This is a genomic window from Streptococcus sp. Marseille-P7376 (assembly GCF_902460385.1).
GTDB lineage: Bacteria > Bacillota > Bacilli > Lactobacillales > Streptococcaceae > Streptococcus > Streptococcus sinensis.
Genome location: NZ_CABPTS010000001.1, coordinates 202209 through 228621, shown reverse-complemented (window position 1 = coordinate 228621; position 26413 = coordinate 202209). Strand labels below are relative to the sequence as shown.

General features: G+C 40.5%; 31 protein-coding genes and 2 pseudogenes. 29 read left to right on the top strand and 4 right to left on the bottom strand.

The features are described 5' to 3' along the window. Positions 1–33: 33 nt before the first annotated feature. From FZ952_RS00990 to FZ952_RS00965, 6 genes are all read left to right on the top strand, one after another. Positions 34–582, top strand: a complete 549-nt coding sequence (locus tag FZ952_RS00990) for a DJ-1 family glyoxalase III (RefSeq protein WP_148880269.1) — start codon at positions 34–36, stop codon at positions 580–582. Positions 583–705: 123 nt separating this feature from the next. Next, positions 706–1284, top strand: coding sequence for an HAD-IA family hydrolase (locus FZ952_RS00985; protein ID WP_187423838.1), 579 nt, complete (start codon positions 706–708; stop codon positions 1282–1284). 1 nt (position 1285) lies between these two features. Then, positions 1286–3235, top strand: a complete 1950-nt coding sequence (gene gyrB, locus FZ952_RS00980) for a DNA topoisomerase (ATP-hydrolyzing) subunit B (RefSeq protein WP_062199441.1) — start codon at positions 1286–1288, stop codon at positions 3233–3235. Between the two features lie 86 nt (positions 3236–3321). Then, positions 3322–5046, top strand: a complete 1725-nt coding sequence (gene ezrA / locus FZ952_RS00975; RefSeq protein ID WP_148880267.1) for a septation ring formation regulator EzrA — start codon at positions 3322–3324, stop codon at positions 5044–5046. A gap of 99 nt (positions 5047–5145) precedes the next feature. Beyond that, complete coding sequence (gene serB, locus FZ952_RS00970; RefSeq protein ID WP_148880266.1) at positions 5146–5793, top strand: phosphoserine phosphatase SerB; 648 nt, start codon at positions 5146–5148, stop codon at positions 5791–5793. Between the two features lie 8 nt (positions 5794–5801). Next, a complete protein-coding gene (locus FZ952_RS00965; protein WP_148880265.1) occupies positions 5802–6923 on the top strand; it encodes a glycerate kinase in 1122 nt (373 codons plus the stop codon). Here FZ952_RS00965 and FZ952_RS00960 read toward each other — a convergent pair. Together FZ952_RS00960 and FZ952_RS00955 are read right to left on the bottom strand one after the other, a co-directional pair. After that, entirely contained in the window at positions 6920–7258 is a 339-nt protein-coding gene (locus FZ952_RS00960; protein WP_148880264.1) for a nuclear transport factor 2 family protein, read from the bottom strand. The genes FZ952_RS00965 and FZ952_RS00960 overlap by 4 nt on opposite strands. Beyond that, entirely contained in the window at positions 7255–7713 is a 459-nt protein-coding gene (locus FZ952_RS00955) for a DUF1694 domain-containing protein (RefSeq protein WP_148880263.1), read from the bottom strand. Before FZ952_RS00955 ends, FZ952_RS00960 begins: the two co-directional genes overlap by 4 nt. 191 nt (positions 7714–7904) lie before the next feature. Between FZ952_RS00955 and eno the strand changes: the two genes are divergently transcribed. Further along, the gene (eno, locus tag FZ952_RS00950; protein WP_037617231.1) at positions 7905–9209 is read left to right on the top strand and encodes a surface-displayed alpha-enolase; all 1305 of its coding nucleotides are present in this window, start codon (positions 7905–7907) and stop codon (positions 9207–9209) included. A 153-nt stretch (positions 9210–9362) separates the two neighbouring features. On the opposite strand, the gene FZ952_RS00945 is transcribed toward eno, so the two are convergent. Together FZ952_RS00945 and FZ952_RS00940 are read right to left on the bottom strand one after the other, a co-directional pair. Then, entirely contained in the window at positions 9363–10526 is a 1164-nt protein-coding gene (locus FZ952_RS00945; RefSeq protein ID WP_148880262.1) for a tyrosine-type recombinase/integrase, read from the bottom strand. A gap of 74 nt (positions 10527–10600) precedes the next feature. Continuing rightward, positions 10601–11449, bottom strand: a complete 849-nt coding sequence (locus tag FZ952_RS00940; RefSeq protein WP_148880261.1) for a helix-turn-helix domain-containing protein — start codon at positions 11447–11449, stop codon at positions 10601–10603. Positions 11450–11568: 119 nt separating this feature from the next. Here FZ952_RS00940 and FZ952_RS00935 point away from each other — a divergent pair, with 119 nt between their 5' ends. The 22 genes and pseudogenes from FZ952_RS00935 to rfbB all read left to right on the top strand — a co-directional run bounded on the left by FZ952_RS00935 (position 11569) and on the right by rfbB (position 26398). Next, positions 11569–11775 (top strand): helix-turn-helix transcriptional regulator, encoded by a 207-nt coding sequence (locus tag FZ952_RS00935; protein WP_148880260.1) that lies wholly within the window; start codon positions 11569–11571, stop codon positions 11773–11775. A 251-nt stretch (positions 11776–12026) separates the two neighbouring features. Continuing rightward, a complete protein-coding gene (locus FZ952_RS00930; protein ID WP_148880363.1) occupies positions 12027–12293 on the top strand; it encodes a hypothetical protein in 267 nt (88 codons plus the stop codon). Positions 12294–12371: 78 nt separating this feature from the next. Continuing rightward, a complete protein-coding gene (locus tag FZ952_RS00925; protein WP_148880259.1) occupies positions 12372–12803 on the top strand; it encodes a hypothetical protein in 432 nt (143 codons plus the stop codon). After that, positions 12800–12980, top strand: a pseudogene (locus tag FZ952_RS11685) (hypothetical protein); the annotation flags it as partial. The gene FZ952_RS00925 and the pseudogene FZ952_RS11685, both read left to right, overlap by 4 nt. Positions 12981–13081: 101 nt before the next feature. Then, the gene (locus tag FZ952_RS11525; RefSeq protein WP_187423837.1) at positions 13082–13243 is read left to right on the top strand and encodes a hypothetical protein; all 162 of its coding nucleotides are present in this window, start codon (positions 13082–13084) and stop codon (positions 13241–13243) included. Positions 13244–13253: 10 nt separating this feature from the next. Next, positions 13254–14048: a DnaD domain protein gene (locus FZ952_RS00915; RefSeq protein WP_148880258.1), complete on the top strand. Its 795-nt coding sequence runs from the start codon at positions 13254–13256 to the stop codon at positions 14046–14048. A 15-nt stretch (positions 14049–14063) separates the two neighbouring features. After that, complete coding sequence (locus tag FZ952_RS00910; protein ID WP_148880257.1) at positions 14064–14888, top strand: ATP-binding protein; 825 nt, start codon at positions 14064–14066, stop codon at positions 14886–14888. Between the two features lie 269 nt (positions 14889–15157). Next, positions 15158–15655 (top strand): hypothetical protein, encoded by a 498-nt coding sequence (locus FZ952_RS00905; RefSeq protein WP_148880256.1) that lies wholly within the window; start codon positions 15158–15160, stop codon positions 15653–15655. Positions 15656–15968: 313 nt separating this feature from the next. Continuing rightward, positions 15969–16145 (top strand): hypothetical protein, encoded by a 177-nt coding sequence (locus FZ952_RS11515; protein WP_187423835.1) that lies wholly within the window; start codon positions 15969–15971, stop codon positions 16143–16145. Between the two features lie 78 nt (positions 16146–16223). Next, a complete protein-coding gene (locus FZ952_RS00900; protein ID WP_148880255.1) occupies positions 16224–16838 on the top strand; it encodes a hypothetical protein in 615 nt (204 codons plus the stop codon). An 18-nt stretch (positions 16839–16856) separates the two neighbouring features. Then, positions 16857–17339, top strand: a complete 483-nt coding sequence (locus FZ952_RS00895) for a hypothetical protein (protein WP_148880254.1) — start codon at positions 16857–16859, stop codon at positions 17337–17339. After that, positions 17320–17730: a hypothetical protein gene (locus FZ952_RS00890; protein ID WP_148880253.1), complete on the top strand. Its 411-nt coding sequence runs from the start codon at positions 17320–17322 to the stop codon at positions 17728–17730. The genes FZ952_RS00895 and FZ952_RS00890 overlap by 20 nt, the downstream gene beginning before the upstream one ends. A gap of 623 nt (positions 17731–18353) precedes the next feature. Further along, positions 18354–18719 carry a type II toxin-antitoxin system RelE/ParE family toxin gene (locus tag FZ952_RS00880; RefSeq protein WP_148880252.1) on the top strand — a complete coding sequence of 122 codons (366 nt, stop codon included), beginning with the start codon at positions 18354–18356 and terminating at the stop codon, positions 18717–18719. After that, entirely contained in the window at positions 18709–19002 is a 294-nt protein-coding gene (locus FZ952_RS00875) for a helix-turn-helix domain-containing protein (RefSeq protein WP_015604674.1), read from the top strand. The genes FZ952_RS00880 and FZ952_RS00875 overlap by 11 nt, the downstream gene beginning before the upstream one ends. Positions 19003–19447: 445 nt before the next feature. Beyond that, positions 19448–20137: a tRNA (adenine(22)-N(1))-methyltransferase gene (locus FZ952_RS00870; protein WP_148880251.1), complete on the top strand. Its 690-nt coding sequence runs from the start codon at positions 19448–19450 to the stop codon at positions 20135–20137. After that, the gene (locus FZ952_RS00865) at positions 20124–20921 is read left to right on the top strand and encodes a Nif3-like dinuclear metal center hexameric protein (RefSeq protein WP_148880250.1); all 798 of its coding nucleotides are present in this window, start codon (positions 20124–20126) and stop codon (positions 20919–20921) included. Before FZ952_RS00870 ends, FZ952_RS00865 begins: the two co-directional genes overlap by 14 nt. Positions 20922–20932: 11 nt before the next feature. After that, positions 20933–22027, top strand: coding sequence for an NAD(P)/FAD-dependent oxidoreductase (locus FZ952_RS00860; RefSeq protein ID WP_148880249.1), 1095 nt, complete (start codon positions 20933–20935; stop codon positions 22025–22027). A gap of 1 nt (position 22028) precedes the next feature. Next, positions 22029–22499, top strand: a complete 471-nt coding sequence (locus FZ952_RS00855; RefSeq protein ID WP_148880248.1) for an 8-oxo-dGTP diphosphatase — start codon at positions 22029–22031, stop codon at positions 22497–22499. A gap of 22 nt (positions 22500–22521) precedes the next feature. After that, positions 22522–23346: pseudogene (gene tmpA / locus FZ952_RS00850) on the top strand (ZIP family manganese transporter TmpA). Between the two features lie 145 nt (positions 23347–23491). Then, on the top strand, positions 23492–24361 hold the full coding sequence (gene rfbA, locus FZ952_RS00840; RefSeq protein ID WP_148880247.1) for a glucose-1-phosphate thymidylyltransferase RfbA: 870 nt from the start codon (positions 23492–23494) through the stop codon (positions 24359–24361). 4 nt (positions 24362–24365) lie between these two features. Then, the gene (locus FZ952_RS00835) at positions 24366–24959 is read left to right on the top strand and encodes a dTDP-4-dehydrorhamnose 3,5-epimerase family protein (protein WP_015605114.1); all 594 of its coding nucleotides are present in this window, start codon (positions 24366–24368) and stop codon (positions 24957–24959) included. 392 nt (positions 24960–25351) lie between these two features. Further along, positions 25352–26398 (top strand): dTDP-glucose 4,6-dehydratase, encoded by a 1047-nt coding sequence (gene rfbB / locus FZ952_RS00825; RefSeq protein ID WP_148880246.1) that lies wholly within the window; start codon positions 25352–25354, stop codon positions 26396–26398. The last annotated feature ends 15 nt before the right edge of the window (positions 26399–26413 follow it).

Sequence of the window (26413 nt, the reverse complement as noted above, 5' to 3'; positions counted from 1 at the left end):
TGGATACATTCGTATCCTAGAAAGGTGTTTCATATGAAAAAAGTAGCTCTCATGTTAGCCAATGGCTTTGAGGAAATAGAAGCGCTCACCGTTGTCGACGTATTGCGTCGAGCAGGCTTCGTCTGTGACATGATTGGCTTTGAGGAGACTGTGGCTGGCTCTCACCAGATCACTGTCCAAGCTGATCAAGTCTGGAATGGGAATTTATCTGCTTATGATATGGTCGTTCTTCCGGGCGGGATGCCAGGGTCGATGAATCTACGCGATGACAATCGTCTGATGAACGTTTTAAAGGAATTTCAAGCAGAAGAGAAATTTGTCGCGGCTATCTGTGCGGCCCCCATTGCCCTTGATCGAGCAGGTCTGTTAAATGATAAAAATTTCACTTGCTACGATGGGGTGGAAGAGGCAATTGAAAATGGTAGCTATCTTAAGCAGACTGTTGTCGTAGATGGAAAGCTAATCACCAGCCGCGGCCCGTCAACGGCCTTGCCTTTTGCCTATGAGTTGGTTCGCCAGTTAGGAGGAGATGCAGATCAATTGGCAACAGGAATGCTTTTCAAAGATGTTTTTGGAAATTAAGATAATTCACTCGATTTTCGGGTGAATTTTTTCTATCTGACTTGGTGAAAAATGCTTGAAAATATGCTTTTCTGTCAGAGATAATACCCCCTTTTTTGTGAAGAATATGGTATAATAAAGGGTATGAATTATCAAGATTACATCTGGGATTTGGGTGGGACTCTCTTGGATAATTATGAAACTTCGACCGCAGCTTTTGTCCATACATTGCAAGATTTTGGTCTGCACGCGAGTCATGATGAAGTTTATAAGGCTCTCAAGGTCTCTACCGATTATGCAGTCCGCCAATTTTCCCCTACAAACAAGGATTTCTTAAAGACTTATAAAGCTAATGAGGCCAAAGAATTGGAGCAGCCGATTTTATTTGATGGTGCTTCAGAATTATTGGCCCAGATTATCCAGCAAGATGGCAGAAATTTTTTGATTTCCCACCGGGATGATCAGGTTTTAGAAATTTTGAAAAAGACGCAAATCAGTGCTTATTTTACGGAAGTAGTGACAGCTAGTAATGGCTTTAAACGAAAGCCGGATCCTGAGTCCATGCTGTATTTAAAAGACAAGTATCAGATTCAGTCTGGACTGGTTATCGGGGATCGGCCGATTGATATCGAAGCTGGACAAGCCGCAGGATTTGCAACCTATCTCTTTGATGATATGAAAAATCTTGAAAAATTTGTAGATATTGAACTAGAAAAGGAATAATATGACAGAAGAAAAGCAACAAGACATGCAAGTGCAAGAATATGATGCCAGTCAGATTCAGGTCCTAGAAGGCTTAGAAGCCGTTCGGATGCGCCCAGGTATGTATATTGGTTCGACCTCTAAAGAAGGTCTGCATCACTTAGTATGGGAAATTGTAGATAACTCAATTGATGAGGCTTTAGCTGGCTTCGCCACGCATATTCAAGTCTTTATTGAAAAAGATAATTCGATTACGGTGGTTGATGACGGCCGTGGAATCCCAGTTGATATTCAGGAAAAAACAGGCCGGCCGGCCGTGGAAACTGTCTTTACTGTACTTCATGCCGGAGGAAAATTCGGCGGTGGCGGATACAAGGTCTCAGGAGGTCTGCACGGAGTTGGCTCTTCCGTTGTAAATGCTCTGTCCACTCAGCTGGATGTCCGCGTTTATAAAAATGGCCAGATTCATTACCAAGAATACAGTCGCGGTCAAGTAGTCGCTGATTTAGAAATCATCGGTGAGACAGATCGTACAGGTACGACAGTTCACTTTATACCAGATCCAGAGATTTTCACTGAAACGGTAGAATTTGACTTTGAAAAGCTCAATAAGCGGGTGCAGGAACTGGCCTTCCTCAATCGTGGTCTCAGAATTTCCATTACAGACAAACGAGAAGGACTGGAACAAAGCAAGGATTATCACTATGAAGGCGGAATCTCTAGTTACGTTCAGTACATCAATGAAAATAAGGATGTCATCTTTGAAACGCCGATTTATACAGATGGGGAAATGGACGACATTACCGTTGAAGTAGCTATGCAGTATACGACTGGCTATCACGAAACAGTGATGAGCTTTGCCAATAACATCCACACCCACGAGGGCGGAACGCATGAGCAGGGTTTCCGAACAGCTCTGACGCGGGTTATCAATGACTACGCCAAGAAAAACAAACTTCTCAAGGAAAACGAAGATAATCTGACGGGTGAAGATGTCCGTGAAGGATTGACAGCTGTTATTTCTGTTAAACATCCGAATCCGCAGTTTGAAGGGCAAACCAAGACCAAGCTGGGCAATAGCGAAGTGGTCAAGATTACCAATCGTCTCTTTAGCGAAGCTTTCTCAGATTTCCTTTTGGAAAATCCTGCGGTGGCTCGAAAAATCGTAGAAAAGGGAATTTTGGCTTCCAAGGCGAGAATTGCTGCCAAGCGAGCTCGGGAAGTAACCCGCAAGAAGTCTGGCTTGGAAATTTCCAATCTGCCAGGTAAATTGGCCGATTGCTCGTCCAATAATCCACAGGAAACAGAACTCTTCATCGTGGAGGGAGACTCAGCGGGTGGTTCAGCTAAGTCTGGCCGTAACCGTGAATTTCAGGCCATTTTGCCAATTCGAGGGAAGATCCTCAACGTTGAAAAAGCCAGCATGGATAAGATTTTAGCCAATGAAGAAATCCGTAGCCTCTTTACTGCTATGGGAACAGGCTTCGGAGCTGACTTTGATGTTAGCAAGGCTCGCTACCAAAAATTAGTCATTATGACTGATGCCGATGTAGATGGTGCCCATATTCGGACTCTGCTCTTGACTTTGATTTATCGCTATATGAAGCCGGTTCTGGAAGCAGGCTATGTCTATATTGCTCAGCCACCAATCTATGGTGTCAAGGTCGGAAGTGATGTCAAAGAATACATCCAGCCTGGGGTGAACCAAGAAGAAGAATTGCAAGCAGCTCTGGCCCGTTACAGCGAAGGACGCTCAAAGCCAACTATCCAGCGTTACAAAGGTCTGGGAGAAATGGATGACCATCAGCTGTGGGAAACGACCATGAACCCTGAACATCGCTTGATGGCGCGGGTTTCTGTCGATGATGCAGCAGAAGCAGATAAGATTTTTGATATGTTGATGGGTGACCGTGTTGAACCTCGTCGTGAATTTATCGAAGAAAATGCTGTATATAGCACGCTTGATGTCTAAAAAAATCAGAAAAACTAACAATTATGAATAAAATTATGATATAATCAATATGTTTGTTTTAAAGTAACAAAATGAAGGAGTTTTATATGTCTAATGGACTAATTATTCTCATTATTGTAGTAGCTGTGCTTTTGATTTTAGGCTATGTAACAGCAGTATTGATGAGAAAACGAAATGAAGCTTTACTTCAAAAATTGGAAGAAAGAAAAGAGAAACTCTATAATCTTCCAGTAAATGATGAAGTTGAAGCAGTAAAAAATATGCATTTGATTGGGCAAAGTCAGGTAGCTTTCCGCGAATGGAACCAAAAATGGGTTGATTTATCCTTAAACTCATTTGCTGATATTGAAAATAATCTTTTTGAAGCGGAAGGCTACAATAATTCATTCCGCTTTATGAAGGCCAAACATGCAATTGGCAATATTGAAAGTCAGATTGATTTAATTGACGATGATATCAAGGAAATTCGACAAGCCCTAGAAGAATTAGGCAAGCAAGAATCAAAAAACAGCGGCCGAGTACTTCATGCTTTAGATTTGTTTGAAAAATTGCAGGTTACAGTTGCCGAAGATGCAGAGGCTTATGGCCAGTCTCTTCCAGAAATTGAAAAACAATTAGCAAAAATCGAATCTGAATTTTCACAATTTGTCACACTCAACTCATCAGGGGACCCAGTAGAAGCAGCAGAAATCCTAGATAAGACCGAAGATCATATCCTTGCCTTGACCCATATTGTTGAGAGAATTCCAGCTATTGTGAAAGAATTAACGGAGACCTTGCCAGATCAATTAGAAGATTTGGAATCAGGTTACCGCAAGTTGTTGGATTCAGGTTATCACTTCATTGAAACGGATCTTGAATCTCGCTTTCAACAGTTGCATGCGGCTTTAAAACGCAACGAAGCCAATGTATCATCTCTGGAGTTAGATAACGCTCAGTATGAAAACGAACAGGCACAAGAGGAAATTTCAGCCCTCTACTCAATCTTCACTCAAGAAATTGAAGCGCATAAAGTCGTGGAAAAGCTGGTAAAAAATCTTCCAAGCTATCTTGCCCATACAAAAGAAAATAACCAGCAGCTTCAAAAAGAAATTGAGCGCCTTTCTCGGTCTTTCCTCTTATCGGAAGCAGAAATTTCCCATATCAAAGACCTTCGAGGAGAGTTGTCAGCTCAAGAAGAGGTTGTTCTCGGAGCTGTAGAAGATTCTTCAGAAACCCAGCAAGCCTATTCACTTGTTCGTGAAGAGTTAGAGAGTATTCAAGAGCGTCTGAAAGAAATTGAAGACGAACAGATTGAGCTTGGAGAGGACCTTGCTGAGATCGAAAAAGATGATGCCAATGCTCGTCAGAAGGTAAATATTTATGCCAATAAATTACACACTATCAAGCGATTTATGGAAAAACGGAATTTACCAGGCATTCCACAATCTTTTCTTGAAATCTTCTTTTCAACAAGTAACAACATTGAAGAACTTGTAAGAGAGCTTGACGAAAAACGTGTAAATATTGAATCAGTCAACCGTTGGCTGGAAATTCTGACCAATGATATATATGAGTTGGAGTCTGAGACTTATCAAATTGTTCAAAACTCAACTTTGACAGAGCAGTTGCTGCAATATTCCAACCGTTATCGCTCATTTGATGATAATGTTCAAGCAGCTTTCAACGAATCTCTCTATGTTTTTGAACATGAATTTGATTATGCAAAATCTCTAGATATCATTTCAAAGGCCTTGGATCTTGTTGAACCAGGTGTTTCAGACCGTTTTGCTACCTCATACGAAAAAACACGTGAAAATATTCGTTTCTAAGAAAGTTCCTTCGGGAACTTTTTTCTTTGCAATCTTGCTTGTTTTGTCGGTAAAAATCCTGTATAATACAAAAAATTACAGAAAATATGAGGTAAGAAAATGAGTCAGGTCAAAGGTCTATTGGTAATGGATGTAGACAGCACTCTCATCATGGAAGAGGGCATTGATTTGCTGGGAGAAGAAGCAGGAGTGGGGCAGCAAGTGGCTGTTATCACAGAGCGAGCCATGCGCGGGGAATTGGATTTCGAGGCAGCCTTGCGGGAAAGAGTTTCACTCTTGGAAGGCCTCCCAGAAACCATCTTTTCTCAACTAGCTGAGAAAATTCATTTCACGCCCGGTGCTAAAAAATTAGTTGATGAGTTACATGAGCGTAGTTACAAGGTTGGCTTGGTTTCAGGCGGTTTCCATGAAACGGTGGATAGGCTGGCTGAGCAGCTAGGAATTGACTATGTAAAGGCCAATCGCCTGGAAAGTAAAAATGGTTTCCTGACCGGTCGAGTTTTGGGAGAGATTGTTAGTAAAGATACTAAAGTTCAGATGTTGAAAGAATGGGCTCAAGATAATAATTTGGAATTAAATCAAACCATTGCGATGGGGGATGGCGCCAATGATTTGCCTATGATTCAAACGGCAGGCATTGGAATTGCTTTTAATGCCAAGCCAATTGTAAGAGAGCAAGCACCTTATCAAATCAATGTTTACGATCTCTACCAAGTGATTGACATTTTGGATGCTAAGAAAAAATAGGAGGCACTATGCATATTTTGTTAGCACCGGATTCTTTTAAGGAAAGTTTGTCTGCTGTTCAGGTAGCAGAAGCCTTGAAAGAAGGTTTTTCCCAAGCCTTGCCAGAGGCGACTTTTGACTTACTGCCTATTGGAGATGGCGGCGAGGGGACCGTGGCTGCCTTGATTTCTACTATGCACCTAAACGAGTTTCGCCATTGGGTGACCGGACCTTTTGGCCAGCCAGTCGAAATAAAATATGCTAGACAAGACCAGCTAGCCCTTTTTGAAATGGCAGATTTGGTTGGACTGGCTTTAATTCCTAAGGGAAAACGCAATCCTTTAGGCTTGGAAACGAGAGGTCTGGGGGAGCTGATTCTTCATTTGGCTGAAAATGGAGTCAGGAAGATGCTGGTCGGTGTTGGAGGATCGGCAACGAATGATGGAGGTCTTGGTATGGCAGCCGGTTTGGGTTATGAATTTTTTGATGAAAACAATCATCAGCTGCGACCTATCGGTTCCTCTCTAGGGAGAGTTGCTCGAATTTCTGGAGAACATGTTCCAACTTACTTGGATGATATAGAAATCGAAGTTTTGACAGATGTTTCCAATCCTTTATGTGGTCAGCAAGGAGCGACTCATATCTTTGGACGGCAAAAAGGCCTGTCTGAATGGCTTCTTTCATCTATCGATCAGGAAATGAGGAAGTTCTATGAACTGGCCAATCCACAGATTTTTACCCAAGCTGGTGCTGGCGCAGGAGGTGGTATGGCAGCAGGGCTGGTCACATTTACCAAGGGGAAAGTCGTGTCAGGAATTGATACCTGTCTGGATTTGCTGGATTTTGACCGCAGAGTTAGAGAAGCGGATTTAGTTGTTGTTGGTGAGGGCCGCATGGATAAGCAGTCTTTGGCAGGAAAGGCTCCAGTTGGGGTAGCAAGGCGGACGCCAAAAGAGATTCCTGTTCTTGCTATTTGCGGTAGCTTAGCAGATGATTTGCCCCCATTTCCTAGTGAAAATATCCAAGCAGCTTTTCCAATTATCTCGCAAGTGGCGGATTTGGATACAACTTTAGGTCGAGCGAGGGAAAATCTAGTTCGTACTGCTCGCAATATTGGCAACCTATTAGCAATCAAAAAAAGCGGAATTTAATCCGCTTTTTTCAGTAAGTATTCGATTTCTTTGACAATTAAGCCGTTTGCAAATTCAAATATATCGCAGGATAGGTCACCGCAATCATTGACCAAAATTGTTAGAATCCGACTCTGATCGGAATTGGTGTGATAGTGTTGGCAGCTAAACTGGGTGGAATTGTCCTGATGAGTCTCCCTTATCCTGTGGAGGTAGCCTTCTTTTCCCTGGATGATTTCTGGGGAGTCTCCATGTAGCTCCCAGACGACATGCTCGTCTAAAAAAGTTTGATAAATATCCCAGTCACGCTGATTTTCTGCCTCAAAAAAGGCAAATAATTTTTCTAAATTTGTCATCTATTTAAACATTTTTTCCAAAAGGAAGTCTTTTTGTCTGCAGATTTTTTATTTTTTACTGGGTGGAGCACATTAGTAAACTGTTTATTCAAATCTTTTTCTTCAACATCAACAGGATAATTGCTGTGGATGACCAATCCAAAAGGCGAGGATTGGCAAAAGGCAGAGACGATGGTTGCCTCACAACTCAGCTCTTTAGCTGTCTTGAGATAAAAGACTTGGTAGCTGGATTCGACTTCAGGAGAGATTTTAACTGTGACGGGCTGGTAGCTTTCCGTTATGTTAGCTACTATCTCTTTAAAATGCTGCTTCATAATAGAAGAGTTTGCATCAGAAATAGAGCAGTAGCCTATCACCCGCTCTTCAAAAGTTTCCAGAAATTTACGCTGTTCATCAGGATTGAACTTAGCATTCCCTTGAGATTTTTCCATGATAATTTTATTAAAGTCTGCCATATCTTTAGTATAGCATAAATAAATTGATTTCTTCTGTTAAAACACATAAATACTCCAAAACAAACAATGTAATCGATTGCAAGTTAAAAATTGTGATTTTTCAAGCAAAGATACTATTTTTCCTTGAAAAAAAAGCGTTTTTACGGTATTATAGACTAGTAAATAATTTTAAATAATAAGGAGAGTCAGAAATGTCAATTATTACTGATGTTTACGCTCGCGAAGTCCTCGACTCACGCGGAAACCCAACACTTGAAGTAGAAGTTTATACTGAATCAGGTGCTTTCGGACGTGGTATGGTTCCTTCAGGAGCTTCTACAGGTGAACACGAAGCAGTAGAACTTCGTGATGGCGACAAATCTCGTTACGGTGGTCTTGGTACACAAAAAGCAGTTGACAACGTGAACAACGTTATCGCTGAAGCTATCATTGGTTACGACGTACGTGATCAACAAGCTATCGACCGTGCAATGATCGCTCTTGACGGTACTCCAAACAAAGGTAAATTGGGTGCGAACGCAATCCTTGGTGTGTCTATCGCTGTAGCTCGTGCTGCTGCTGACTACCTTGAAGTTCCACTTTACAGCTACCTTGGTGGTTTCAACACTAAAGTTCTTCCAACTCCAATGATGAACATCATCAACGGTGGTTCTCACTCAGACGCTCCAATTGCTTTCCAAGAATTTATGATCGTACCTGCTGGTGCACCAACATTCAAAGAAGCTCTTCGTTGGGGTGCTGAAATCTTCCACGCTCTTAAGAAAATTCTTAAAGGCCGTGGTCTTGAAACAGCTGTAGGTGACGAAGGTGGATTCGCTCCTCGTTTCGAAGGAACTGAAGATGGAGTTGAAACTATCCTTGCTGCTATCGAAGCTGCTGGTTATGTTCCAGGTAAAGACGTATTTATCGGATTTGACTGTGCATCATCAGAATTCTACGATAAAGAACGTAAAGTTTACGACTACACTAAATTTGAAGGTGAAGGAGCTGCTGTACGTACTGCTGCAGAACAAATCGATTACCTTGAAGAATTAGTTAACAAATATCCAATCATCACTATCGAAGATGGTATGGATGAAAATGACTGGGACGGTTGGAAAGCTCTTACTGAACGTCTTGGCGGCAAAGTTCAATTGGTTGGTGACGACTTCTTCGTAACAAACACTTCTTACCTTGAAAAAGGTATTGCTGAAGGTGCTGCTAACTCAATCCTTATCAAAGTTAACCAAATCGGTACTCTTACTGAAACATTCGATGCTATTGAAATGGCGAAAGAAGCTGGTTACACTGCTGTTGTATCACACCGTTCAGGTGAAACTGAAGATTCAACAATCGCTGACATCGCAGTTGCAACTAACGCTGGACAAATCAAGACTGGTTCACTTTCACGTACAGACCGTATCGCTAAATACAACCAATTGCTTCGCATCGAAGATCAACTTGGTGAAGTAGCTGAATACCGTGGACTGAAATCATTCTACAACTTGAAAAAATAATCTCTTTATGGGATTAGGGGCTGTAAAGCCTTTGAAATAAGCACTTGGGGGCGCTTTCCCTTAGTGCTTTTTTGATTTTACTACCCTTTTTACTACCCCTACTAATTTTTGGTATAGTAAGAGGGTAGCCCGAAAATGGGTCACCCTTATTATTTATAAATTGCTGATAGCTGTTTCATAATTTGAGACAGCTTTTTTTGCGTTTTCTTGGTTAGTATGCCAATAAGTATTTTCAGTGATCATCAAATTAGAATGACCTAATCTGTACTGAACATCTTTCGGGCTAGCTTGAGCATAGAGCATCATAGTAGTATGTGTATGGCGGAAACCATGAAATGATACGTTAGTTACTCCTGCAGCCTTAAAATGCTTATTAAGGCGCTTTCGTAAGTTACAAGCATAGGCATATTTTTCTGTAAATACAGAGAATACAACCGTTTCAGATCGGCCTAATTTCCAAGACTGAATTTGTTGGCGGTTTTTGTATTGTTTGAGCATAAGTAACGTGGCGTTGTCTATTGGTATATCACGATAACCAGCACTTGACTTAGGAGAGTTTATTTCTTGATAGCGATTTAGTGTCTTATTGATACTTATAACACCGCTTTCTAGGTCAATATCAGACCATTCAAGAGCTAGAGCCTCACTTATTCGGCATCCAGTGGCCAGTAAGGTCTTATACAGGACAACATCAAATAGATTTTCATAATTTGATTGATCGAGTGTATCTAAATAATCGAGAAACTGTTTTAATTCTTTGTTGTCTAAGTATTTGACAGCAGCCTTTTCTTTTTGCTGTTTACGTGGAACGATGACATCATTAGCTGGATTGTATTGTATTACCTGGATAGCTACGCCATATTTCAAAATACGCTTATTCATGTTATGGAGCAAGGAGTAGTTAGCAAATGCTCCCTTTTCGCCTGTATTAGCCTTGTCAGCCCATTTGTTTACTTGCTGTTGAAGAATAGGCGTAGTGAGTTTAGATAGCTTATAATCGCCAAATACGGGTAATAAATGCACTCTAACCAACCCCTCCATGGATTGTCGAGTATTTGGCTTAACTGTATTCTTATAACTATTCCACCAAACTTTTACAAGCTCATTGTATGTTGTAATTGTCGGCTTGTCTTTAACTGTATATCCGTTAGCAGCGAAAGCATTGATAGCATCACGCGCTTTTATCTTAACACCTTTTTTAGTGGTTGCTGTAACAGTTGTACGGGCTTTCTTGCCCGTTAGTTGGTCAACGCCTAGATAAACACTAGCATAATAAACTCTTTGGCCATTCTTTTTGATTTTCTCTTTGATATTCATGTATTTGTACCTTTCTTTCCATCAGCAGGCAAGGCGCGTGGTTTTGTTAGGTATTTATACATGAGATCGATTAGTTAGTTTTTACTAATTTTGATTGTCGTATGTTTTGTTAATTGATCTTCTAAAATATTTACGGTGTAACCAGAAACATCTATATTCTCAAGTAAAAAACTTGATTTTAATATATGTTCCAAAATTTTAGGAACTACTTTAGAACGTTGTCGAATGTACGTACTAAACGAAACAATTTCTGAAGGTGTGATATAGTCAATTTTTTGTAAAGACGAATTAGGAATATCATTGCCAAAGAAATTAAAAAATCTTGCTGTATTTATATCATCAATATATATCGTTTTTGTTGGCTCGTTCATTATAGCTAGTAAGGCAGTGTATAGATATTTTTCTTTATAGGTGAGTCTATACCCAAAATAGAAATATTCTCGGTTTTTAGCACCGCCAAAAAGTGAATAGTCAAAATTAGATAAGTTATTTTTTAACAAATTTCCTTGCAAATCTCTCGATTGTTCAATAGCTAAATTAATAAATTTTTTGATTGTTTCGTCTGAAATTTGATAATCAATCTTAGAAATGGTATTTTGAGCGATCTGTAATGCTTTATTTGTTATATCATCGTGTAAAGAGTTATACTCATCATAATTTTTTATACATTCAGGAGCTAAATCCATAATTTTTAAGTGTAGATAAGTATTGTAATCGCCGTAGAGTAACTCTTCAACACTCATTTTTCCAATAGATGCAATTTTTAGTAAGTTTTCTTTATTTGGTAAATTGCGACCTTTTTCCCAGTTGTTAACTGTACCTTTGCTAGTATTAAATTTTTCTCCAAATTTTTCCATAGAGTCGCCATGGCTTAAGCGGATATTTTGAATACGTTCTCCAACGAGTTTATTATTTATTTTCACGTTTTACACCTCCTTAAAGAACATAATAAACTTTTTTTAAGAAAAAGTAAAGAAAAGTATTGACTTTATAAAAATAAAGTTTTATAATCTAGGTATTCAAAAGTAAAGGAGGTGTGGAAATGAATAGAGAAAACAAGATGCGTGGATATAGGAATATGCTAGGTTTAACACAAGAGAAACTCGGAAAAAAACTTGGTATATCTAAGCAGAGTTATTACAACAAAGAAAGTGGCAAGACACAATTTTCAGATAAAGAAAAACTTAAGATTAAAAATCTTTTAATCCCTTTATTTCCAGATATTACAATAGAAGATATATTTTTTTAAACAAAAGTATGCAAAAGTAAAGAAAAGGAAAGTGTAAGGTGGAGTTAAAGCGAAAATAAAAGCCATGTACAGGCGACCAAACCAGCGTACACGGCTAAGGAAAAATAACAAAACTCAAGCAAAGGCAAGGCGCGTGGTTTTGTTAGGTATTTAGTAAGGGGACAAACCCCTTTGTAAATAGTCTCCTTTAATTCTATCAAATTTCGAGGAGAAAGACAACGTAATTTATAAAAAGAAAGCGGAGGATGAAAATGGAGATTCTATCTAAAGAAATACAGTTACAAGGCTTACAATTACTAAAACAGACTCTTGAAACTTTAGTTGAGCTAGAAAAACAACGATCTAATAAGTTAGATTTAATTTCTCGTAAAGAATTAATGGATCTGCTAGGTATAAGTGCTACAACCCTTGATAACTGGGAATCCCTTGGTCTCCAGCGGTACCAGACCCCAACGGATGGAGCTAAGAAAATATTCTATCGTCCGTCAGATGTGTATTTATTTTTAGCAATAAAATAGGAGTTATGGAATAAACAATAATCAAAAAATAATCTAAAAAATAGCAATCACACAAACAACGAAACAGAGGTAAATACTATGAATACATATTTTGAAAATTTTGAAAAAGAGCTAAAACTAGTTGATGAAAAGCTAGATATTTTATCGGAGTGGCATCTAGCAAAAGATCATAGGGGAGCAACAGAGATTACTGAGGATTGTAGATCAGCAATCAGTCAGCTATGGTTTCAGTTTTACAAATTATCAAAAGTCTATAAAAAGCAAGAGGCAAGTCATGAGGATTTCTTTAATAGAAATGTTGAGAATTTGCTTGGGAAATTAAAAAAATATGACGACGAATGCACGGAAAGACACGGCCAGGCTCCTGACTGGTTGCTATTCAATTTCTTAGATCAAGCAATAAAAGAAAACAATTTAAGTAATGGGATTGATCATGCAACAGCTTCAACGTGGATGTACTTACGTAGTTTAGTAGCTGCTGATCTACAAAAAAGAGGTCTATTAAAATGAACGAGCTAGATTTAACCAATACACAAGCGCTTATCTTTTCCGTGGTTTTGACTGGCTTGATGCTGTATCTAAACCGCCGAGACCGCCCAAAAAGCGCCCAAATTGAGCGAGAAAACACACTGACAGTAGGAAACACCTAGCGAGGATTTAAACCCTGATTATGGGCGTTATATTCAAGCGAAACAATATGATCAGACACCTAAAAATGGAGCTAAAAAGATTTTTTATCGGCCTAGTGCTGTTTATCTATTTTTAGTGGTGAAGTAGGAGGATAGAGCATGGAAATAGTAAGTTTTGATTCAGCAAAAGAATTAGGCCTTGATGCATTTTATAGTGAGTATCTAGATGTGTTATTTATTTCAAACCAGGTAAACGAAGAAACACGTGCAGCAATCATAGAATGTTATAAGAAACCGCAGGAAGCTGATAAATTAGAATAAGGAGGGGATAATGGCAAAAACAAAAGTCTATTTTTGGCTAAAAATTGATAAGAAGTTTTTTGATAATATCTTTATCAAGAGACTAAAGACGGTACCTGGTGGGTACACTATGACAGTGATTTATATTAGGCTCATGCTAGAGAGCTTGGAAAGTGACTGTATTTTATACTATGAGGGCTACTTTGACAATCTCAAGGAAGAGTTAGCCTTAAAATTAGATGTATCAGAAGATGATATAGATATGACCATGGCATACTTTACAAAATGCGGTCTAATTCAGATTGATGAAGATAAAAATGCAGAGCTACCACAAGCTAAAGCCTTGGTACAACAGGAAACTAACCAAGCAGCATATATGCGAGAATATCGGAAACAGCAGCAAGAAAAGCGGGAGAATCTTACAATGTTATCTGATAATCTTACAACGTCAACTATGTGTAAGACAGAGAAAGAGATAGAGAAAGAGATAGAGAAAGAGTTAGAAGAAGAGATAGAGAAAAAATTTCCTACTGCTGAAATCTCTAACTACTATCAAACCCGTATAGGGATTATAGATGGCCAACAGTATCAGATATTGACCGACTATCTCACGCTTGATGGCATGGAGCTAGAGGTTATCAAGACTGCCATAGACAAGGCTGCAGATAACAGCAAGCGATCTTTTAGCTATATCAATTCAATACTGAAGAACTGGCGACAGAATGGCATTAAAACCATGGTACAAGTTGAAGATGAACAGAGACAGTTTCAGCAAAAGAAACAAGGTCAGTCTGATAATGATATTCAAGATCCGTTTATCTACTGACGGAGAGGAGAATCAATGGAATTACTGAATACAGACCAGTTAAACGAAAAAATAAAGGTTACTGATGAGCTTTGCCCAACTCATCAGATTAACCTGGTACAGTTCCAAAAGCCAGATGGTTATACATCGCCTTACTGTATGGAATGTACTAAGGAGAACATTAAACGGACGGAGTTAGAGGGCATAGAAAAAGCCCTAGGGTATGATTTGGACTATTCAACCTATGATGTGCTAGCGCGTGAAAGCACGGTGTCAAATGAGCTGAGAGAAGCCTCTTTTAGCACTTTCAAAGCTGAGATAAAAGAGGAATACGAGGCCAAGGAGTTTGCTATCAAGCAAGCTAAACAGTACCTAAACGGTATGACAGGAAACACGCTGATTATGGGCAATCCTGGCACTGGCAAAAGCCATTTATGCTATTCCATGGCCAAAGCCATCAACGAAGGCTACAAGGCTAAGAATGAGCCCAAGAGTGTCCTCTTTGTCAGCATCGCTGAAATCGTCACGCGCATTCAGTCAGGCTGGCAGTATAGACAGAGTGATTTTACAGAATATGATGCCTTGAAGCTATTGACAGAGGTTGATTATCTCTTTATTGACGATCTAGGCACAGAAAGCGTTATGAATAGCCGAAAAGATGAAGCTAATAATTGGGTACAGACCTTTCTTTTCAAGGTTTTTGATAAGCGGGAAACAACTATCATCAACACTAATCACAACGGCAAAGAGCTGGCCAAGATTTATAATGACAAGCTAGTCAGTCGAATAGGAAAACGATCAGAGGGGAATGTATACAACATGACAGACATCAAAGACAAGAGGATGAAGCGCAATTTTTAGCCATACGGAGGGCGCTATCCCTTAAAACTCGGTAGAGAAAAGTATTAAGAAAATCACATACAGCTAGGCAGTCATTTTGGCACAGATTTACATGACCACGGGGCGACCAGGTAAGTTTGGGGCGGTTATCCGCTGGGGACAGTCTAGGCTTACAAAAAGAAGTATTCTACAAGGAAGCAGACAAGAAATAAGTCTTTTTATCACGGAAAAGTATGCTCATTTGGAGAACAATTACACAGAAAAAATAAATAATAACGAGGTAAAACAGTGTGTCAACAAAAACAACTTATGAAAAGCTAACAAAAAACTTGGATAGAATCGCCGATAATTTGCACCAAATCGGAGAGCAAAACAACTTAGTCGATTTATCCTTGCTATCTGCTCAGTTAGGGGCTATCAAGGAGGATTTAGCCAGGTTGCTTTGGGTTGAATTGCCTGAACTGAATGACGGCAGCAAATTAGAGAAACTTTTTAATAAGTCAACGGGTATGCTTTTCGGCCCTGGCATTTTTGAAATTGATGCAATGAGGCAGGCCTTTTTCAAGCGACAAGCTCAAACATTCTTTACGACAGAGGAAGAGCGACAGGCATATCTTACTTACACAGAAAAGCTATACTTAGGAGCGACTAAAACTTTTAAAGAAATCATGAAAGATACTAACCAAAATTTACCCAATTCTAGTTATCAAGAAAAACAAAAACGAAATATCAAGCAATTTACAACGGCTATCAGTAGCAATGTACAACACAAGGAGTTATCAAAATGAGCGAGCTACTAGGTGCAATTTTAACACTACTACTTTTCTTTCTGACCGGCGTATGTGCTGAGCTGTTTCACTCCTGGGCTATTGCTTACAGACGCCGAGGATATATCACCAAACGGCAACTCAGAAAGATGGAAAAATGGCTTGAAACAATGGAGGCGAGAAGATGAACCAAGGATGAACCAAGGGAATTTATCAAAAATTGGCTTTTGGGATATTAAAAAGGGTAGTATTTTAGATGTAGAAATAAGAAGAGCTAGTATTAACAAGCGCTTAAGAGATACTGGATTACAATAGTTGAATAATGAGGTTTAAAATGTTAGAAAATAGGGATAAAACAATTCTTGAAATTTTAGAGCAAGGCTTTATAGTTTTTTCGAAAAATGGTATAATAAATAAAGCTGAGTTACCAAAACATGGTAGTGTCACAATTAAAACACAAGATGGTCAACCAATATTTTTGGAAATTCAGAAAAAAGAAAAAATAAGCTGACTAGAAAAACTAGAGGCGAGATAATTGAGTTTAATACTCTTTTGTCTCGTCTTTTTAATTGTCATAAGGAGGTAAAATATGACACTAACAATATTGAAAAACGATATTAAGGCATTTGGAAAGAAAAAGATCGAGTTTATGAGTAGTTACGTTGCTATGCAAGAGGATTATCAAAAGAAACTTGCCGAGGGAATGATCGGTCAGAAATGGGCTGATCAAGAGCTCCAAAATTATAAAAAAGAAGCAGATACATTCTCTTATAACACTTCACAATCGCTCTATAAGCAGCTAGAAGTAGAGAAAAAGAATGAATTAGCCAGATATGAAACGGCAGGACAATCCGTAACAGCTGATGATGTAGCTGAACTGAGTTTACTATCTACCATGAAATTATCAAGTAAGGAGATGCTTTCCTATCTGGAGAAATATAAAAATAAACCCCTAGCAATTAAAAAGTTGTTGGAGATTATACATAACGATACGAATTTGACCTTTATTGAAATAGATATTGATAAATATGACAATAAGCAGAAACTTGAAAATTTATTTCATCTCCTAACAAAAAGAATTGATTATTTTGGTGAGGGCATAAAAGTAAATGGTGATAAAGCTGATTTAGCAATCCATCAATCAATTGTCGAAAATTCTTTAAAATCTATTGATGTAGAAGTTCAAAAATATTTAACGGCTTAGGAGCCAATCGGTCGTTAAATGAAAAATAATCATAATCTAATACCAGTTACCAAACGAACAAGACAAGAACAAATAGTAATCAGTCGTAAAGGTGGCAAGGCATCGGGAGAATCTAGGAGAAAGAAAGCTCATTTAAGAAAGACCTTAGATGAGCTTTTAACCATGGATGTCTCAGATGAGCGACTAAAACAAAAGTTAGAAGAGATGGGACTACACGCTGATAATCAAACCTTGCTGTGTGTAATTATGCTTGAAAAAGCTATTAAAGGTAATGTAAGAGCTGCTGAATGGATTGCTAACATCATAGGAGCGTATAAGAAAGATAAACTGGATATCCAAGATCAAAAGGAGCGTATCAAGTTTCTTAGACATCAGAATAAGAAACAAGAGACTCTTATTGGTGAAATAGAGCAGCCTTTGATAATCGTAGATAAATGGGCTAGTGAGTATGACGCAGTAGAGATTGATTTAGGAGATATAGATGACAAAGAAGAAAATTGAGCGCATTTCTGTTATACACAGAGAAAAGATTTTATGGCTCAAGTGGTATTTTATGCGAGATAAAGAAAAACCTAAGTACAGTGTTCTTGAACGTAAAATGTTTGATGCGGTTAAAAATCAAGATATGCTAGCTTATCAAAAATACGCAACTATTAAGCAGATAACAGATATTAGGGTACAGACAAGTGAAGATGATGTTTTAGAGGCAGTAAAAGAGGTTTATGTCTATAATCGCATGAATGTTATTGGAGCTTGTCAGCGAATACTATTTGTGAGTCAGTCGCCAGCTTATACCAAATTGAATAAGTGGTTTGATACCTATTCTGATCTGTATTTTAGTATTATACCAGTATCTAATATATCTGCTTATCATGAGTTAGTAAGAAATTGATTTCATTGCTAAAGTCAATATAATATGAGATAATAAGATTCGGATAAGTAGGGCAGTGGTTTGAAGAAGGAATACGCTCTCTCGTAGAGAAATGGCGGTGCAAATCCGTCCGACTACTTATTTAGCCCCAGATATGGGGTTTTTATTGTATGGATTAAAATGAGAACTCTAATATAGTGAGTTGCTTGATAACATCGAAAAACTGATTAAAATAGTGTAAAATCCCCCCTTTTTATACATATAAAATGAAATCATGAGTAATATACTTGTGATTTTTTTGCTGGAAATGAAAGACAGAGGCGCTTTGCAGATGAGTAGATAAAGACAGGGAACGGTTATCAATCAGCAATTAAAGCTGGTTATAGTGATAGTTAAGCTAATAACCCTATTGCTGAACTGTTGGGAAATGTTGGGATAAAAGAGTACATAAACAAACAAATTCAAGAGCTGCATAAGACTAATACCTCGCAAGTAGAAGGATCTTTATCCATTCTATCAGATGTTGCAAGAGGCAAGAGAGAATTAAAACGAGGAAAAGCATTCGGAAAAAGAATTTAATGACTAAAAGTATTTACAAATAATAACTTTTGAGTTATAATTCTTCTTAGAGAGAGGTGCTAATAGTGCATAATATCTATTTTTACAAGGATAAGAACGGTAATGAGCCTGTTTTAGATTATATGCGAGAGCTTGCCAATAAAAAGGGAAAAGATAGTAGAATTAAACTCAATAAAATCAATGATTATATTGAGTTGTTAAGCCAGCATGGAACACGCGCAGGTGAGCCATATATTAAGCATTTAGATGCTGAAATTTGGGAACTTAGACCACTAAGGGATAGGGTTTTATTTGTTGCTTGGATTGATGGCAGTTTCGTTTTATTGCATCATTTTATGAAAAAGACACAGAAGACTCCAAAGAGAGAAATTGAACAAGCCAAGCGTGAATTAGAAGATTTAAAAGAAAGAGGGCTAGATAATGAAAAATAGTGCGATCGGCAGCAATTGGAAAGATGTTAGAGCTGAGCTTTTTAGCAAAGAGGAGATTTTAGAAAGTGATATGCGCGTGGCTATCATGAGCGAGCTTATCGAGGCCAGAAATGAGAAGGGAATAAGCCAAAAGAAATTGGAGGAATTAAGTGGTGTAAGTCAGCCTGTCATTGCTAGAATGGAAACAGGTAAGACAAGCCCGCAACTGGACACGGTGCTAAAAGTATTAGCAAGTCTGGGAAAAACTTTAGCAGTGGTACCTTTAGAACATGAACAGGCATAGAAAAATAGCACCATTAAATGGGTGCTATCTCCTTGCCTGCTGAACTCATAAATATAGTACCTTTTTTGTTACCCTTTAATAATTTCTAAATTGTTTGTACGTTGGTTATTTTGACAAAATAAGTAGAAATAAAATTTATAAATAGGCGTAATTTATTGTAATATATAATAGGGAAATAACTTGAAAAAATAATCTCTTTATGGGGTTAGGGGCTGTAAAGCCTTGATATTAAGCACTTTGGGGCTCTATCTCAAGGTGCTTTTAGTTTTCTATCATTTGTTGAAATTTGGAGATGGGCTGGGGGATACTTCTTGGTAAGGTGTTTGTTTTATGTTTCAGAGTGTATCTTCAACAATGAAACGGAATATTTACGTTCACTACTTTTTTTATGCCTCTAATAATGGTATACTAGAAGGCAGATATTTTGTTTAGAAAAGGGTAATCAATGCAAATAAAGACTATTTCCCAGCGCTTGGAGCGAGTAGCTGCTTTCGTGCCGGATGGGGCTAAGCTGCTGGATGTTGGGAGTGATCACGCCTATCTGCCTATTTACCTGATTCAGCAGGGACGGATTGAGAAGGCTCTGGCCGGTGAAGTGGTAGAGGGGCCTTTTCAGTCTGCCCAGAAAAATGTAGCAGAGCATGGCTTGACGGAGCAGATTGAGGTTCGCTTGGCCAATGGTCTGGCGGCTTTTGATGCGGAGGATCAGATTGGCACCATCGTTATCGCTGGTATGGGTGGTCGCTTGATTTCAGAGATTTTGGAAAATGGCAGAGCGAAACTTGCGTCTGTTTCCCGCTTGATTTTGCAGCCCAATAACCGAGAGGATGAACTCCGTAGCTGGCTGGTATCCAATGGCTTTTGCTTGTTGGCTGAGGATATCTTAGAGGAAGCTGGCAAGTTTTATGAAATCCTAGTGGCAGAAGCAGGCCAGCAAACTTTGACAGAGCAAGAAAAGCGTTTCGGACCTTTTCTGATGAAGCAACAGTCACCTGCTTTTCAGCTAAGATGGCAGAAAGAACTGAAGAAACTTGAAGGAGCTCTAGCCCACATCCCAGAAAAGAATGAGCTAGAACGCTCTGCTATGTCCCAAAAGATCGAAAGTATCAAGGAGGTACTACATGTTAGCAAGTGAAATTATCGCTCGTTATGAAGCCTACTGCCCGCAAGAACTGTCCATGGAGGGTGACATTTCAGGCTTGCAAATCGGAACTTTGGACAAAGAAGTGGACAAGGTCCTAGTAGCGCTAGATATCCGCGAGCAGACGGTGGCGGAGGCTATTGCGGCAGGTGCTGGACTGATTATCGTTAAACATGCGCCTATTTTTCGCCCGCTCAAGGACCTAGTGGCGGATAAGGCGCAAAATCAGATGATTTTAGACCTCATCAAGCATGATATTGCTGTCTATGTCAGCCATACTAATATTGATGTTGTGGAGGACGGACTTAACGACTGGTTCTCTCAGCGTTTAAAGATTGAGGAGACAAGTTATCTCAGTCAAACGAGTCCTGATCACGGTATTGGTCGCGTGGGGAAGATAGCTCTTCAGACCTTTGGGGACTTTGCGGCTAAGGTCAAGGAAACTTTTGGACTAGATAGTTTGCGTCTGGTCGCTTATGAAGAAGCAGATCTCGAACGCGTGATTGAGCGTGTGGCTATTTGTGGTGGCAGCGGTCAGTCCTTTTATCCGGAGGCCATTGCCAAGGGAGCGCAAGTCTACATAACTGGTGATATTTACTATCACACTGCTCAGGAAATGCTGACAGAAGGGCTTTTAGCACTGGATCCAGGCCACCATATTGAGGTTCTTTTTACGGAAAAAATAAAAGAAAAATTTGATACTTGGAAGGTAGAAGAGGGCTGGGAGATTGAGATTCTAGCTAGTCAGGCTTCGACCAATCCTTTCCGGCATATTTGAGAGGGAGTGACATGAAAAAAGTAGCAGTAATTGGTGCTGGAATTGTCGGATCAACAGCCGCTTACTATCTGTCCAAATCCCCAGATGTGGAAGTGATTGTCTTTGATGATGGCAAGGGGCAGGCGACCAAGGCAGCAGCTGGCATTATCAGTCCTTGGTTTTCCAAACGTCGCAATAAGGCTTGGTACAGGATGGCACGTCTGGGCGCTGATTTTTATCAGGATCTGATTACGGAACTAAAAGAGGCTGGTATCCAGACAGACTTTTACCAACAGACAGGTATTTATCTGCTGAAAAAGGATGAGAGCAAGCTGCAGGAGCTTTATGATTTGGCTGCTAATCGTAGAGAAGAGTCGCCTCTAATTGGGGAGGTGAGTCTTCTCAGTCGTCAGGAAGCCCAGGAGAAACTTCCAGACTTGCAAGGATTTGAGCGGCTTCTCTATGCTTCCGGTGGTGCCCGTGTGGAGGGAGCACTCTTGACGGAAACGCTTCTGAAAGCCAGCAAGGCAGAGCTGGTTGAGAAAAAGGTAAGCTTGACAGTAGAAGGAGAGCAACTTCTGGTGGATGGTTGTAACTTTGATTGTGTTGTCTTGGCTGTGGGAGCTTGGCTGGGAGAAATCTTGCAGCCGCTGGGCTATGAGACAGATGTTCGGCCGCAAAAGGGACAGCTACGTGATTTTAGGCTGGCTGAGCAGACAGATGACTACCCTGTTGTTATGCCTGAGGGCGAGCTGGATATCATTCCTTTTCTGGCAGGCAAGGTCAGCGTCGGTGCCAGCCATGAAAATGATCAGGGCTTTGATTTGACGGTAGATAGGACGGTTCTGAATCAGTTGCAGCAAGAAGCGGAAACTTATTTTCCAAGCTTGGCTACTGCAGGGATTTTAGGCGAGCGCGTGGGAACACGGGCTTATACCAGCGACTTTTCTCCTTTCTTTGGAGCTGTGCCAGACTTGCCACATGTCTACGCAGCTAGCGGACTAGGATCTTCTGGTCTGACAACTGGTCCGCTCATCGGACGCCAATTGGCCCAGATGGCTCTAGGAGAAGCGGGGCTGCTGAATCCAGCTGACTATCCTATCGATAGGTATGTGAAGAAGGTTTGATATGACAGAACATATTTTGAATTGGGTTAATATTTGTGTTAAAAAAGGTGATGAAATTTTACTGCTTAATCGCCAGCATGATAATTTTAAAGGGTGGATACAACCAGGCGGGAAGGTGGAGTTTCCAGAATCTTTTTTTGAAGCTGCAAGGCGTGAATTAAAAGAAGAAACGGGGCTGACTGCTCTAAACTTGGAATTGAAGGGGCTTTCAGGCTTCACTAATCCGAGTAAAAAAGAACGGTATGTGTATTACGATTTTCTTTGTACTGCCTTTGAGGGTCAAGTTAGGGGAAACGATCATGAAGGGGAGCCCAAATGGTGGAAGATTTCGGAACTTGACCAAATAGACATGCAGGCCGATATTCGTGAACGCTTGCCTCTTTACTGGCGGAAAGGCTCTTTTGAGCGAATTCATTATTGGGATGAGGAGGATCACTGTATCGGCGAGACCAAGACGATTTTGTATGATTGATTTTAGAGGATAGGGAGAAGTTATGGACTGGTTACGATCGCAGCCTGTGGTTATGCAGGCATTCTTGGCTGGGCTGTTCACATGGGGTTGTACTATTGTGGGCTCGGCTATTGTATTTTTCTTTAAACAGGTCAGTCGCAAGCTGCTGGACATTATGATGGGCTTTGCGGCAGGCGTTATGATTGCGGCTTCCTTTTGGTCGCTTCTGGTACCGTCGATTGAGTATGCGCAAAGTTCTTATGGCAAGCTATCCTGGTTGCCTGCAGCGATTGGGTTTTTAGTAGGAGGTTTTTTCCTGCGGCTGATTGATGCTGTGGTGCCTCACTTGCACTTAAGCAAGGATATTTCAGAAGCGGAGAGTGTTCCTGAGCATAGCTGAAAGAAGCTGTCCAAAACGGCTCTGCTCTTTTTAGCCATTACCATTCATAATTTTCCAGAAGGTTTGGCGGTAGGAGTAGCTTTTGGTGCCTTGGCTGCCAATCCTAGTCCGAAAGCCTTTGTCGGCGCGATTGGTCTGGCTTTGGGAATCGGTCTGCAAAATGTTCCAGAAGGAGCGGCTCTATCCATTCCGATTCGGACGGATGGCAAGTCTCGGCTTAAAGCTTTTTACTGGGGGGCCATGTCGGCTATTGTAGAGCCTGTCGGAGCAGTGCTGGGAGCTGTCGCAGTCATGGCTATGACGGCTATTCTGCCCTATGCCTTATCCTTTGCGGCAGGAGCCATGATCTTCGTGGTGGTAGAGGAGTTGATACCGGATTCGCAGACCAATGGCAATACCGATGTGGCGACTCTATGCCTCATGGTGGGCTTCGTCATCATGATGGTTCTAGATGTAGCTTTGGGCTGATTTGGGGCTGATGTTAGACCAGAATTGAATAGCAGAAGAAAGCGGATATTCCGCTCTTTTTCTTTTGTTTAAGGGTAGTGAAAAGGATGACATCCGCTTTCAAAAATGGTAAAATAAGGAGAATACATTAAGAGAGGAAACTCATATGAAAGGTATTATTCTTGCAGGTGGTTCTGGTACACGTTTGTATCCATTGACCCGCGCTGCGTCAAAACAGCTCATGCCGGTTTATGACAAACCCATGATTTATTATCCGCTGTCAACTCTTATGCTGGCTGGTATCAAGGACATCTTGATTATCTCCACTCCGGCAGATTTGCCTCGTTTTGAGGATCTGCTGGGTGACGGCTCTGAGTTTGGCATCAAGCTCTCCTATGCAGAGCAACCAAGTCCGGACGGATTGGCACAAGCCTTTATCATTGGGGCTGATTTTATTGGAGATGATAATGTAGCGCTGATTCTTGGGGATAATATTTACCATGGACCAGGTCTGAGTAAAATGCTCCAAAATGCTGCTGCTAAGGAAAAAGGAGCAACTGTCTTTGGCTACCATGTCAAGGATCCAGAACGCTTTGGTGTAGTAGAATTTGATGAAAATATGAATGCTATCTCCATCGAAGAAAAACCGGAACAGCCGCGCTCTAACTATGCAGTAACTGGACTCTATTTTTACGATAACGATGTTGTAGAAATTGCCAAGAACATCAAACCAAGTCCTCGCGGGGAGTTAGAAATCACTGATGTCAACAAGGCTTACTTGGAACGTGGTGATTTGTCTGTTGAGCTTATGGGACGTGGTTTTGCTTGGTTGGATACAGGAACTCACGAAAGTCTCTTAGAAGCTGCTCAATATATCGAAACAGTTCAGCGGATGCAGAACGTTCAGGTGGCAAATCTGGAAGAAATTGCCTATCGTATGGGCTATATCACTAAAGAGCAAGTGTATGAATTGGCGCAGCCGTTGAAAAAGAATGAATATGGCCACTATCTCTTGCGCTTGATTGGAGAAGAGTAATATAATGACGGAACAATTTTTTGATAAGGAATTAGCAGCGCGTGAGGTGCCTGGAATCCCTGGAATGTTAGAATTTGATATCCCTGTTCGCGGGGACAATCGAGGCTGGTTTAAGGAGAATTTCCAAAAGGAAAAAATGCTGCCGCTAGGCTTCCCTGAAAGCTTCTTTGCAGAAGGGAAATTGCAAAATAATGTCAGCTTTTCTCGTAAAAATGTCCTGCGGGGTCTTCATGCTGAGCCTTGGGATAAGTACATCTCTGTTGCAGATGACGGTAAGGTGCTGGGTTCTTGGGTCGACCTACGCGAGGGCGAGACCTTTGGTAATACCTACCAGACAGTAATCGATGCCAGCAAGGGAATTTTTGTGCCACGGGGTGTAGCCAACGGCTTCCAAGTCCTTTCTGATACTGTTTCCTATAGCTATCTGGTCAATGACTATTGGGCTTTGGAACTCAAACCCAAGTATGCCTTTGTTAACTATGCAGACCCAGCTTTAGGCATCCAGTGGGAAAACCTAGAAGCAGCAGAAGTCTCAGAAGCAGACAAGAACCATCCGCTACTTAAGGATGTCAAACCTCTAAGAAAAGAAGATTTGTAAAAAAGAATTCTTTTCTGATGCATTAATTTATATTGAAATATATGATTTAGCTCAGCTCCTATCCGAGCGAAGCGAGTGGAAGAAATGATTGCTGCTGGGGTGTAAATCATGAGAGTGGGACAGAAATCGGTAATTCATTAGAATTCGATTTCGTCGTCCCACCTCCGCACAGTTGAGTAGGGCTGTAAAAGCTGATGAAATCAGCGTAGTAGAGCCCACTCAACCACTGCGTCTTGATCGACAATCCAAAGACAATTGAGAGGCTAGGACTTTTGTCCCAGCCTCATGATAGGAGATTTTTGAGACATTAGGCTCAAAAATAAGCAATGAAACCGAAGGTTTGCTTGCGTCCCTACCACTTAAGGCAATTATAAAAAAGTTAAGGAATAAAAATGACTGAATACAAAAAAATTATCGTGACAGGTGGAGCTGGTTTTATCGGTTCTAACTTTGTCCACTATGTTTACAATAACTTTCCAGATGTTCATGTGACAGTGCTGGACAAGCTGACTTACGCGGGTAATCGTGCCAATATTGAAGAAATTTTAGGCGACCGCGTTGAGTTGGTTGTTGGAGATATTGCTGACGCTGAGTTGGTGGACAAGCTGGCAGCTGAAGCTGATGCGATTGTTCACTATGCGGCAGAAAGCCACAATGATAACTCGCTCAATGATCCGAGTCCATTTATCCACACCAACTTCATCGGAACTTACACACTTTTGGAAGCAGCTCGTAAATACGACATTCGTTTCCACCATGTGTCAACTGACGAAGTCTATGGTGACCTGCCTCTGCGTGAAGATTTGCCAGGTCATGGAGAAGGTCCAGGTGAGAAGTTTACGGCTGAAACCAAGTACAATCCAAGCTCGCCTTACTCATCAACCAAGGCGGCTTCAGACTTGATCGTTAAAGCTTGGGTGCGCTCATTTGGCGTCAAAGCGACTATTTCTAACTGCTCAAACAACTATGGTCCTTACCAGCACATCGAGAAGTTCATTCCGCGCCAGATCACCAATATTCTGAGTGGTATCAAGCCAAAACTCTACGGTGAAGGTAAAAACGTTCGTGACTGGATTCATACTAATGACCATTCATCAGGTGTTTGGACGATTCTGACCAAGGGACAAATCGGTGAAACTTACTTGATTGGTGCTGATGGTGAGAAGAACAATAAGGAAGTGCTGGAGCTGATTCTTAAGGAAATGGGACAACCAGCTGACGCTTATGACCATGTGACAGATCGTGCCGGTCACGACCTCCGCTATGCGATTGATGCTAGCAAGCTCCGCGATGAGCTAGGCTGGAAGCCTGAGTTTACCAACTTTGAAGCGGGTCTCAAAGAAACAATCAAGTGGTACACGGATAATCAAGACTGGTGGAAATCAGAAAAAGAAGCAGTTGAAGCTAACTACGCTAAGACTCAGGAAGTGATTAAATAAATTAGATTGAAGCAG